This is a genomic window from Larkinella harenae, assembly GCF_054780515.1.
In genome coordinates this window covers 1466319-1478743 of the sequence record NZ_BAAGWE010000002.1, presented here as the reverse complement: position 1 = coordinate 1478743, position 12425 = coordinate 1466319, and the positions used below count along the sequence as shown (strand labels likewise).

Annotated in this window: 9 protein-coding genes; 8 read left to right on the top strand and 1 reads right to left on the bottom strand. The window is 53.3% G+C overall.

Translation table 11 applies throughout. The features are described from left to right. From ACYVH9_RS17055 to ACYVH9_RS17030, 6 genes are all read left to right on the top strand, one after another. On the top strand, nt 1-431 hold a 431-nt coding region (locus ACYVH9_RS17055), incomplete at its 5' end, for an FG-GAP repeat domain-containing protein (RefSeq protein WP_460637578.1). Nucleotides 432-632: 201 nt separating this feature from the next. Beyond that, a complete protein-coding gene (locus tag ACYVH9_RS17050) occupies nt 633-1814 on the top strand; it encodes a DUF4856 domain-containing protein (protein WP_460637577.1) in 1182 nt (393 codons plus the stop codon). A gap of 163 nt (nt 1815-1977) precedes the next feature. Then, the gene (locus ACYVH9_RS17045) at nt 1978-3147 is read left to right on the top strand and encodes an imelysin family protein (RefSeq protein ID WP_460637576.1); all 1170 of its coding nucleotides are present in this window, start codon (nt 1978-1980) and stop codon (nt 3145-3147) included. Beyond that, nucleotides 3147-4490, top strand: coding sequence for an HTTM domain-containing protein (locus ACYVH9_RS17040; RefSeq protein WP_460637575.1), 1344 nt, complete (start codon nt 3147-3149; stop codon nt 4488-4490). The genes ACYVH9_RS17045 and ACYVH9_RS17040 overlap by 1 nt, the downstream gene beginning before the upstream one ends. Then, nucleotides 4471-6897 (top strand): TonB-dependent receptor domain-containing protein, encoded by a 2427-nt coding sequence (locus ACYVH9_RS17035; protein WP_460637574.1) that lies wholly within the window; start codon nt 4471-4473, stop codon nt 6895-6897. Before ACYVH9_RS17040 ends, ACYVH9_RS17035 begins: the two co-directional genes overlap by 20 nt. A 101-nt stretch (nt 6898-6998) precedes the next feature. Continuing rightward, on the top strand, nt 6999-7568 hold the full coding sequence (locus ACYVH9_RS17030) for a hypothetical protein (protein ID WP_460637573.1): 570 nt from the start codon (nt 6999-7001) through the stop codon (nt 7566-7568). Nucleotides 7569-7705: 137 nt separating this feature from the next. On the opposite strand, the gene ACYVH9_RS17025 is transcribed toward ACYVH9_RS17030, so the two are convergent. After that, nucleotides 7706-9136 (bottom strand): glycoside hydrolase family 125 protein, encoded by a 1431-nt coding sequence (locus ACYVH9_RS17025; RefSeq protein ID WP_460637572.1) that lies wholly within the window; start codon nt 9134-9136, stop codon nt 7706-7708. Nucleotides 9137-9404: 268 nt separating this feature from the next. Between ACYVH9_RS17025 and ACYVH9_RS17020 the strand changes: the two genes are divergently transcribed. Together ACYVH9_RS17020 and ACYVH9_RS17015 are read left to right on the top strand one after the other, a co-directional pair. Further along, nucleotides 9405-9740, top strand: coding sequence for a PadR family transcriptional regulator (locus tag ACYVH9_RS17020; protein WP_460637571.1), 336 nt, complete (start codon nt 9405-9407; stop codon nt 9738-9740). A gap of 84 nt (nt 9741-9824) precedes the next feature. Then, nucleotides 9825-12425 carry an ABC transporter permease gene (locus tag ACYVH9_RS17015; protein WP_460637570.1) on the top strand — a complete coding sequence of 867 codons (2601 nt, stop codon included), beginning with the start codon at nt 9825-9827 and terminating at the stop codon, nt 12423-12425.

Sequence of the window (12425 nt, the reverse complement as noted above, 5' to 3'; positions counted from 1 at the left end):
ATGTGAACGGGGACGGCTTGAACGATGTGATCAGTTCATCGGCGCACAAGTACGGCATCTGGTGGCACGAGCAGGGCAAGGACGCCGAAGGCAAGCCCACCTGGACGACGCACGAGATCTACAAAGGCTTTTCGCAGAGTCACGGGCTGGCGTTGGTGGATATGAACGGGGATAAGCAGCCGGACCTGGTGACGGGCAAGCGGTATTACGCCCACAACGGGAAGGCGGACCCGGCCGAGGATGATCCGGCGGTGTTGTACTGGTTTGAGTTCAAGCCGGGCAAGAGTCCCAGTTGGCTGCCCCACCAGATTGACAATGACTCGGGGGTGGGGCTGCACGTGACGGTCGAAGACATCAACGGGGACAAGCGGCCAGACATCATCGTCGGCAACAAAAAAGGCGTCCATGTATTTGAACAATCGAAAAAGTAAATAAGATACTAATCAGCAAGTTAAAAGAGGGCCACTTGTAGCATGTGTACACATGCTACAAGTGGCCCTCTTTTAATGGAATTTTAATGTACTGGAAATCAATACGTTGAAAGGTTATTTTGATTGATTTTAAGGAATGATTTTATAATGATTCTAAATAGTGCATACATTTACGGCACAATAACCTTTTTATCAACTTGTATGATCAAGATAAATGTACTTTGCCGGCTTCTGCCCGTTGCGCTGCTGGTCGGAAGTTTGATGTCCTGTAACAAAGACGACGAAGAAGCGTTTACCCCGCCTGCCAATCTACGTTCGGCTATTGATTACACCAAACTGTCGGATACCACATCGTACGCCAACTTTTTCAAAGATGTTGACGGCAACAAAACCGTCGATCTGGCGCCGGGCAGCACGCAATTGCTGATGTTCCGAGCCATCAATACGTACAACGGAACCGCCGTTGGAACCGGCGCAACGCTGGATTCGACAGTGCTGAAAAATATGTTTGCCAACACCAACAACGCTTTTACGGATGCTGCTCTGAATACTTCGGGCGTGAATCTGCGATCGATTTTTGCGTCGTCGCTGCCCACTGCTGAGGCCGAAAAAGAGCGCAAAACGCTGGAAGCTGGTTTTCCGGCTATTGCCACCGCCAGTAAATCTGTAACCGCTACAGCGGCTGACGGCAAGGCCGGTAAGCTCGTAAACGGAACCAGCGGTTATTTAGTGGATGCGAAAGGAATCGAATGGGGCCAGATCATTCAGAAATCGATGATCGGCGGTGTGCAACTGGATTACATCAGCAACGTGTTGCTGAGCGATGCCAAACTGGCACTGGACAACTCCAAAGTGGTTTCTGGTAAAAAATACACCGAACTGGAGCACAGCTGGGATCAGATTTTCGGCTTGTTGACGGCCAATCCGGTGTACGGCGGCAAAGCAACGGCTACCTCGTCTGGCGAAAGCTTTCTGGGATCTTACCTGTGGGAATACAATAAAGATGACTTTCCTAAAATCCACATGGCGCTGCTGAAAGGTCGGGCTGCCATTGTCAACAATGACCCGGCAACCCTTAAAGCACAGGTGGCTATTCTGCGTCCTGCCATGGAAAAAGCAATTGCCGGGGCGGCTCTGGGCTATCTGGGCAAATGGAAAACCAACGCAACGAACGATGCCGCCCGCGCCCACGCCATTGGCGAAGGCTTAGGGTTCATTTACTCGTTGCGTTACGCCAAAGTGAACGGCGGAACCGCGGCATTCTCCGACGGTATCCTGGCGAACCTGATTTATACCACGCCGAACGGTTTCTGGGGCCTGACCAACACCAAGATCGACGCAGCTGCTACGGCCATCCGCACGCAGTTTAAAATGCCTCAGTAAATTATAGTTTACGGTTCATGTGTTTTGGTTTACAGTTGGCTGACGCGTTAATGAGTCGTTTGCGTCTGCTCCGCTCCGAAAACCGTATACCGTAAATTGGTGATCAAACCTGTAAGGTCCCCAAGACCTTACAGGTTTTTGCATTCTTCCTCTTTTTCAAACTATGACACACTTCAGCTGGAAAACCGTTGCGTTTCTCTGCGCATTTGTGGGCATTATCTGGGCCTGTTCGTCTGGTAAGGATGATGCGGATCCAACTCCCGATCCCAAGCCCGACCCGAATCCTACGAACCCGGTTGGTACTGACCGGAAAGCCATGTTGACGCACCTGGCCGACAATATCATTTTGCCCAGCTATGCCAGCTTCAAGACGAAGTTGGACCTGATGCTGACTAAATCGGATGCGTTTGCGGCTAAACCTGATCAAACAACGCTGACCGAGTTCCGGCAAGCCTGGGCGGATGCATACGTGGAGTGGCAGAAAGTGGAACTGTTCGATGTTGGCCCGGCCGAATCGCACACTTTGCGGTATTTTTTCAACATCTACCCCGCCAATGCCGCTGGTATTGAAGAAAATATTGTATCGGGAACAACTGTGCTGGATTTGCCGTCGGCCTATCCCCGGCAGGGCTTTCCTGCTCTCGATTACCTGATCAACGGGCTGGCAGCTACCGACGATGCGATTATTCTGCGTTACACTACAGCCACCGATGCGGCCAAACGGATTACCTACCTGAAGCTGATTACCAATCAGATGAAAACGGTTTTTACATCCGTCATGACCGAATGGACCACTACCTACCGGGATAAGTTTATCAACAGCACAGGAATCGATGTGGGCGGCTCAACATCCAAACTAGTCAACGGGTATGTGCTTCATTACGAGCGCTATATTCGGTCGGGTAAGTTCGGGATTCCGTCGGGAGCGATGACCAACGGCGTGGCGGCTCCGGAAAAAGTGGAAGCGTTTTACAAAAAAGATTTGTCGGTGACACTGGCTAAAACGGCCCACCAGGCTGCGGTTGATTTCTTCAATGGCAAAGATGTAAAAACCGGGCAGGAGGGGCCTGGCTTCAAAACCTATCTGAATGCGCTGGGCGCCAAAGACAGCCAAAGTGGTAAGTTGCTGACGGAAATGATCAATGCGCAGTTTGAAGCCTCAAAAGCGAAGCTGAACGCGTTGAAACCCAATCTGTACGACGAAGTAAAGACCAACAACGCAGCCGTTACGGCGGTCTACACCGAAATGCAGAAAGCCGTCCGGATGCTGAAAGTAGACATGACCTCGGCGATGAGCATTACGATCACGTATGTGGATACGGACGGTGACTGATGCGGACTTACGTTCGAACATACATCCCGGCGGCTCCGCTGGCGGTTTTCCGGCTGGCGTTCGGGCTAATGATCGCGGGCAGCGTCGTTCGGTTCTGGGCGAAAGGCTGGATTGAAGAACTGTACATCAAACCGTCGTTTTTCTTTCCATACTACGGTTTTGAGTTCGTCAAACCGCTCGGGAGCTTCACGTACCTGCTGTTTGGCGTGTGCGGGTTGAGTGCCCTGCTGGTGGCCGTTGGCTGGCGGTATCGCTGGGCGTCGGTGGGGCTGTTTCTCAGCTTTACGTACATCGAACTGATGGACAAAAGCACGTACCTGAACCACTATTATTTTGTGAGTCTGGTGGCTTTTCTCCTGATTTTTTTGCCCGCCAATGCCTGTTTTTCGGTGGATGCGTCCCAAAACAGGCAGGCTGCGTACGACCAGGTGCCCCGCTGGACGGTCGATTGCCTGCGGCTGCTGATGGGTATTGTGTATGTTTACGCCGGTCTGGCCAAACTCAATTCCGACTGGCTGCTGGAAGCCCTGCCGCTCCGCATCTGGCTACCGGGGCGCAACGATTTACCCGTCATCGGTTTTTTATTCAATTACCGCGAAACGGCGTTTGCCTTCAGCTGGCTGGGTATGGTGTATGATTTGAGCATTCCGTTTCTGCTGCTCAACCGGTCTGCGCGCCCATTTGCGTACGTTGCGGTCGTGACGTTTCATGTGCTGACGGCGGTTTTGTTCCCCATCGGCATGTTTCCGTACATCATGATTGTAGCTGCGCTGATTTTCTTCCCTGCGGAGTTTCATCAACGGATTCTGGCGACACTAACCCGTTGGCTGCAACTTCCGGAGGTGATTGTCAGAAAGCCGTTGGTTTACAGCGGTCTGCAAGAAAAGGGGTTGCTGCTTGGCCTGGTAGTATTTTTTGTGTTTCAGCTTATTTTTCCCTTCCGCTACGGACTTTATCCCAACGAATTGTTCTGGTCGGAAGAAGGCTACCGGTTTTCATGGCGGGTCATGCTGATGGAGAAAATGGGCACTGTGCAATTCAAGGTTGTGGATGAAACGGGGCGACAGGTTATTGTCAATACTGAAAAGCACCTGACGGTTTTGCAGGAAAAAATGATGGCAACGCAGCCGGATATGCTGCTTCAGTTTGCGCATTACCTGCGGGATTATTACGCCCGGCAGGGGTTCCGAAATCCGAAAGTGTACGCCGATACCTACGTCAGCCTGAACGGGCGTCTCGGAAAACCGTACATCGATCCGACGGTCAATCTGGCGCAGGAAACCGACTCATTTAAGCCCAAAAAATGGATTTTACCGTTTGACGATGAAATTAAAGGTTTATAGTTTCGGGGTTCTTTTTTTTCTGATGGCAACCGTTGGGCTGGCTCAACATACCCTGCAGGGTGTCGTTCGGGAGCAGATCAGCAATCAGCCGGTTGACGGGTGCAACGTTTATCTGAAAGGCTCCCGAACCATTTTTACCACAGATAGCCTGGGGCGGTTTTTCATCCCCAACCTCAAAATCGGTACGTACCAGCTTCAATTTTTTTCCCTAAATCACAAACCGTTCAAAACCGACGTTACCATTGATGCGGAAAAGACGACTTTACAGGTTGCACTGGAAAGTTCCGAAAAAACGCTCCGGGAGGTGACGGTGACCGCTCCTCAGGGTAGCTTCGGCATGACCCGGCTGCGCGAGGTGGAGGGCACGGCCATTTTTGCGGCCAAAAAATCGGAAGTCATTCTGCCCGAAAATCTGGTGGCCAACCTGGCTACGAACAACGCCCGGCAAGTGTATGCCCGAGTCGCCGGACTAAATATCTGGGAAAACGATGGGGGCGGTTTGCAGCTGAGCGTCGGGGGACGTGGACTTGATCCCAACCGAACGTCCAATTTCAATGTCCGGCAAAACGGGTACGACATCAGCGCCGACGCGCTGGGGTATCCCGAAAGTTATTACACTCCGCCGATTGAAGCCCTCAAACGCATCAAAATCGTGCGCGGAGCGGCTTCGCTCCAGTACGGCACGCAGTTTGGCGGTCTGCTGAATTTTGAAATGCGCCAACCCGTCACCGACCGAACATTCGAAGTGACTTCGCGGCAAACCGTAGGTTCGTTTGGCTTTTTCAACTCATTCAACAGCGTGAGCGGCACGGCGAAAAAGCTGAGTTATTACGCCTTTTTTCAGTATAAGCGCGGGGATGGCTGGCGACCTAATTCGCATTTCGACAGCAAAACCGCTTACGCCGATGTGCATTATCAACTCAGCGATGACGCCCGGGTGGGCCTGGAAGTGACGCACATGGATTACCTGGCCCAACAGCCGGGTGGTTTGAGTGATGAGATGTTTCGGCAGAATCCACGGCAGTCGAACCGGGAGCGTAACTGGTTCAAGGTCAACTGGAATCTGTTCAATCTGCATTACGATTGGAAAGTCAGCCCGCGCTCAGACATCAACCTGATCGGTTTCGGCGTTCTGGCTTCACGGTATTCGCTTGGATTCCGTCCCAATCGCGTGGCAACGGTCGATAATGAAGCCATTGAGCGGGATCTGATCGCCGGGGATTTCCGCAACTGGGGCTTTGAAGGACGGTTTCTAAACCGCTACAAATTAGGGCCGAAAGACGGTGTTTTTCTGGTCGGAACCCGGTTTTACCACGGTTTTAACCACAGCCAGCAAGGCGTAGGTCCAACGGGCAAGGCGGCCAATTTTACCTTCGTGGAGCCGGATCAACTGATGTCGTCCGACTACCGGTTTCCGAACCGGAATGTCTCACTGTTTGCCGAAAACGTCTTGTTTCTCTCTCCCCAATTTTCGGTAACTCCTGGTTTACGCTACGAATACATCCGCACCACGGCAGACGGTTTTTACGGAAACATCGTCCGCGATCTGGCCGGAAACATCATCACGATTACGAAAACGCCGGAGAAGCGCGTGAATCCGCGCGGTTTTCTGATTGCCGGGCTTGGGCTGAGTTATAAGCCGTCGGCAGCTGTGGAGGTCTACGGCAACATTTCCCAGAATTACCGGTCGATCACGTTCAGCGATATGCGGATTGCCAACCCGTCGGCGGTGATTGATCCGAATTTGCAGGACGAACGCGGTTTTTCGGCCGATCTGGGCGTGCGGGGCGAGAAGAATCAGGTGCTGAACTACGATCTAAGTTTGTTTGCACTCAACTACGGAAACCGCATTGGCGAAGTACAGTTTTACGATCAGAACGACCGGGTTCTGCGCAAACGCACCAACGTGGGTCGAGCGCTGATTGTCGGGCTGGAGTCTTACGGTGAAGTGGAATTGCTGCAAGCAATGAACAGCAAGCCGGAGCACTGGGGTTGGTCAGTTTTTGGGAATCTGGCGCTGATTCGCTCCGAATACGTCAAAAGCCAGATTCCGGGGGTGCAGGGTAATGAGGTGGAGTTCGTTCCGGCGGTCAATCTCAAGTCAGGGATGCGCTGGGGTTACCGCAATCTGAAAGCATCGTTTCAGTTTACGTACCTGACGGACCAGTTTTCCGACGCGACCAACGCCGTCGATGGCGGTTTTTCGGCGGTGGTCGGGCGAATCCCGTCGTATCACATCATGGACTTTTCGCTGGCCTGGACCTATCGCTGGCTCAAACTGGAAGGCAGTGTCAACAACCTGACGAACGAATTTTACTACACGCGCCGGGCCACGGGGTACCCCGGTCCGGGCATTCTGCCGTCCGACGGGCGCGCATTCTTCCTGACCGTTGGCGTAAAATGGTGACGAAAGCCGTTGGCTAAATAGAAGTTGGAAAAGTGGCAAGGTGCTCCGTTTATTTACGGTCTTTCGTTGATAATCAATACCCTTACCATTCTCTATTCAGTATGATTCGCTCGCTATCGGCTCTTTTTTACCGGATTGCTTCCTGGAAAACATTGTTGCTTGCTGTTCTGTTGTACGTACCCATTCCACTGCTCATTCTGGGGCCGCTGGAAAAACAGCTGAACACGTATGCCGGTTACGAAATCGGGCCCATCGATCTGCTGATTGGTGAAGTTAACCCGGCTAAAATCCAGCAAATGGTGGCCGATTATGGCCCGGAAGGCCGTGCCGTTTACGCCCAGGGAGCCCTGATCGATGACACGATTTACCCGATTGTCTACACGTTTTTTTTCTGCATCATTCTGTCGCTGCTGCACCGTCGACGCGCAACGGGTTCCGGGCCGTTGTTCAACATCTTTCCGCTCGTGGTTCTGGTGCTGGACCTGGTGGAGAATGCCTTGATCATCACCCTCCTCAACGGGTATCCGACACCATTGCCTACCCTGGCAGTAGGTTGTGTGATTGCTACCAATATGAAGTGGGCCAGCTTCGGGGTTACGCTGGTTCTGGCGATTTACGGACTGGTTCGGTTGATGATGCGAAAACCGTTGGCTGAGAAACTGAGCGTTTAGGTTTTGGAATTGAACGTCGTGCCAGTTTCTGATTTAAGACTACCTCCAGATTCCAGGAGTACAAAAAGCCGTAAGAACTTCCCGTCTTTGTGGAAATTCATACGGCTTTTTGCTGTAGAAACCGAAACTGGTTTTAATTACAACGGTTTGCTCACCAGTTGCGGTTTTTCGTTGACTACTTTCAGGACCAGTTCGCCGAACAGCGTGTTGGCCCAGGCAAACCATTTGCGCGTAAATTTGGCCGGATCGTCTTTATCGAATGATTCGTGCATGAAACCCGTACCCGCGTGGGTCTTCTTCAGCTGGCGGAGTTGCGCCAGAATCTCCTGATCATCGGTGGAAGTCAGCGCCCGCATGGTCAGGCTCATCGTCCAGATGTTGTTTACCAGTGTGTGCGGACTACCGATGCCTTCGGCGGCTTTGCCTTTGAAATAGTACGGATTATCGGCGCTGAGCGAAAACCGGCGGGTATTACGGTAAATCGGGTCACTGGCCGACATCGAGCCCAGATACGGTAATGAGATCAGATTCGGTACGTTGGCGTCGTCCTGCAAGAGGTGATTGCCAAAACCGTCGACTTCCAGCGCATACAGCTTGCCGTATTTCGGGTGGGTGTAAACGGCGTATTGTTTCAGGGCTTTTTCCACCTCGTCGGCCAGCGCGCGGCATTCTTTCGCCAGCGCTGCGTCGGGCCGGATTTTGTCGGTCATCGTGGCGACCTGCCGCAGCGAGACCACCGCAAACCAGTTGGAAGGAACCAGGAACGGAAAAACCGTGGCATCGTCTGAGGGGCGGAAAATACTGTGAATCAGACCAACGGGGCGGGTTGGGTTGCCGTAGCCGTTGCCCGGGACGGTGTCGGTCGACCAGGCAGTGGTGCGGCCAAATTTGTAGGGTCCCCGGTCGGTTTTGCGTTGCTGTTCGCGGCAGGTTTTGACCACCAGTCGCATGGCGTCGGTCCAGTCGGCATCAAACGGGCTGGTGTCGCCCGTAGTTTGCCAATAGTGGTACGCCAGCCGGATCGCGTAACAAAGCGAGTCCAGTTCCCACTTCCGTTCGTGCAGGCCCGGTTTCATGGCGGTAATGTCCTTCTTCCATTCGCCCTCCTTGGTCGGGTCTGCGTAAAAGGCGTTGGCGTACGGATCGAGCCGGATGCATTGCGTTTGCCGCCGGATAACGCCCGCAATCAGTTTTCGCAGCGGTTCATCCGCTTTGGTCAGCGGCAGATACGGCCAGACCTGGGCGGTGCTGTCGCGCAGCCACATGGCGTCAATATCGCCCGTGATGACGAAGGTATCGGGTTTGCCACCCGCTTCGCTGAACTGAACGGTGGTGTCGAGCGTATTCGGAAAGCAGTTTTCGAACAACCAGGCCAGCTCGGGGTCCTTGACGGTTTTCTTCACGCGTTCAATGGCCCGCTCAACGGCGGCACTGGTAAAATTGCGTTTATCGGGGGCCACCCGGACGGTCGGGAAAGAAGACTTGCTGCTTGCAAAAACCGCAGGAGCACCCAGAGTTAGGCCGGCGCTGGCTGCGGCCGACTGTTGGAGAAATTGGCGACGATTCATAGGTAGTTGGTAGTTCTCCGCGACCGACCATAGCCAGATCCGGATTTTGATTCACCAAAAGTAGGAATTAATTGCGTCGAACCGATGGACTCGCTACAAGCTCTCCACCGTGTCCAGATGCGTACAGGAATTGTCCACTAACGGACAGGCCTGTTTTCGAAAAAGCCTCAGAAAGCCCCAGAAAGGCCATTCTTGCGTTTGGCAAAGGATTTGATATACGGAAATAGAAGAAATCAATCAGACGTTTAATCCTACTGATTTTCAACGCATGCGACGGAGTGATCTAGGCGAATTTGAAGAAGTGGTTTTGCTGGCGGTGGCGGTGCTGGTCCCAACGGCTTATTCGGTGGTTATTGCCGAGGAACTCGAACGGGAAACGGGCCAAACCGTTAGCACCGGTGCGGTCCACGCGGCTCTGCAACGGCTGGAGCAAAAGGGCTACGTGACCTCCGTCCTGGGTGAAGCCACCGCCGAACGGGGAGGGCGTCGGAAGCGACTGTTCACCGTAACGGCGCTGGGCGGACGGGTTTTGCAGGAAGTTCGTTCGGTTCGCAACCGATTCTGGGACCGCATCGTACCGCAGACGATCCTGAAATGGAGCTGAGCCGTTGGCGTTAAGAGTTGAAATGCTTTAACTCCTGAGATACTGTGATGAAACTCTACGATTCGTTATTCATAACTCATAACTATGCCCACACCGCCCCGTTTTGCTGATCGCCTGTTGAGCTGGCTGGTGGCTCCGCACCTGCGCGAAGAGGTGCTGGGCGACCTGCACGAACGGTTTCAGTTGCGGGCCCAGCGGCTGGGCGAAAAGCGGGCCCGGCAGCGGTATTGGCGAGACACGCTGGCCTATGTGCGACCGGCTTTTATCAAACGACAACCTTCGGATTTCAAACAACCTTTTTTCCTGAGTACGGCTATGATCAACAATTACCTCAAAATTGCCTGGCGAAACCTGCGGAGTGGAGGATGGTATTCGGTATCCAATATTGGCGGGCTGGCTATTGTTCTGGCGGTGAGCGTACTACTGACGTGGTGGATCAAGGACGAGCTGAGTTACGACCGTTTTCATGCTGATGCGGACCGAATTTACCGCGTCAATTCCCGCATGGGCAAAGGCCTTGATCAACGCGACTCCTGGCTGACCCCGGCGCCGGTCGCCGTTGTGAGCAAAAACAAGATTCCGGGGGTGGAACAGGCTGTGCGGTTGACTGGACAGTGGGAGTTTAACACCTTCCGGGTGGGAGCGCAGCTGATTTCGGAGAAAAATGAATTCATGAGCTACGTCGATCCGGAGTTTCTAACGGTTTTCACGGGCTTTACCATCCTTTACGGTAACGCGGCCAATCCGTTTCCAACGCCTTATTCCGTAGTGATGACCGAGGACGTTGCTCGCAGGTTTTTTGGGACAGCCGACGCCGTTGGCCGAACATTTACCGCCGTTGACTCGAAACAGGTATTCACGGTTGGTGCTGTTTTGGCCACGATTCCCGAAAACTCGTCGATCCGTTACACGCTCTATTTTCCCATGAGCCTGACCGAGCGGGATTTTAAAGGAAATGGAGAATGGAAGGCCATGAACGAAGACTGGGGTAACTTTTTCTTTACGACCTACGTAAAAGTCGCCCCCGGTGCCGATAGCAAATCCATCGAGCAAACGCTGAACCGGATTCATACCGCACTACGGCCAAACGCCAATCCTGAAAACCTGGCGGAGTTTCAGGCGCAAGCACTGTCTTCCATTCACCTTTACCAACCCGGAGGCAAAGATACCGGGATGCAGCAAGTGCGTATTCTGGGTGTCATTGCCTTTTTTCTGCTGAGTATCGGCTGTATCAATTACGTCAACCTGACCACAGCCCGAACCGTTCGCCGGGCACGCGAGGTGGGTGTTCGAAAAATCATCGGTGCCACATCCCGCTACCTGCTGGGGCAATTGCTGACCGAATCCGTCCTGACGTTGGGCTTGTCGCTGGGGCTGGCTGTGGGGCTGATGTACGTTCTGGCTCCGTACTACCAGAACATAACGGGCAAACCGCTAGCCCTCTCGGTTTTTGACCCGCAACTGTGGCTGATTTTGGTCGGAACGCTGATTTTGACGCTGCTGTTAGCCGGGCTGTATCCGGCCATCATGATGGCTTCGTTTCATCCGTTGCGGTTTTTGCGGGGCGGAGCCGAGCCCGGAAAAGCCGGATTGCGTCAGGCGCTGGTGGTAACGCAGTTTGCTCTGGCCACGGGACTGATTACTGGAACGCTGGTGGTGGGTCGGCAGCTTCGTTACATTCAGCAACGGGATCTGGGCTTCGATAAGGCATATACCTTTACCTTTCCGGGCGGATCGTTTACCCCGCAATTTCAGCGCGAACTCGCCAAAGACCGGCATGTTCTGGCTGTAACAACCTCGTCTGACAACCTGTTGGGAATTGGGGGCAGTACCACCAGCACCGATTGGGATGGAAAAGATCCTAAACGCACGTTTTCAATTGGAATGCTGGGCGTTGATAAAGACTTTATTTCCACGTTCGGTATGCGGCTGGTGGCCGGGCAGAACTTTACGGGCACCCTGGCCGACTCGACGGCGGTTATTCTAAACGAAACGGCCGTCAAAGAAATGGGTATTCAGAATCCCATTGGCCGCCGGTTTGAAGTGCAGGGCACCAAAGCGCAAATCATCGGTGTGGTCAAAGACTTTGATACTGAATCTATCCGGTCCCGAATCAAGCCCGTCGTGCTGTACAGCTACCCGCAATACAATACCGTTGTCAACGTCAAAACGACCCAGGCGCAGGTTCCACAGGCGTTGGCCGCTGCCGAACAACTCTGGAAGCAATACCGTCCGGATTATCCTTTTGAATACACTTTCCTGGATCAGACCTACGACCAGCTATACCGGACGGAGCAACGGATCGGGGATCTATTTAACCTTTTTGCGGTCATCGCCATTGCCATCTCCTGCCTGGGGTTGTTTGGGCTGGCGGCTTTTACCGCCGAGCAGCGCACCAAAGAAATCGGGATTCGGAAAGTGCTGGGCGCACCCGTATTCAGTGTGGTGGCGTTGCTGAGCAAGGACTTTCTGAAGCTGGTTGCCATCGCTATTCTGATTGCCACTCCCGTATCCTGGTACAGTATGCGCCACTGGCTGGATGATTTTGCCTATAAAATTGCGCTGGATGGCTGGATGTTTGCGTGGTCCGGAATCCTGGCGATTGGTATTGCGCTGCTGACGGTGAGTTTTCAATCGGTTAAAGCCGCTCTGATGAACCCGGTGACCTCTCTGCGGTCGGAGTGA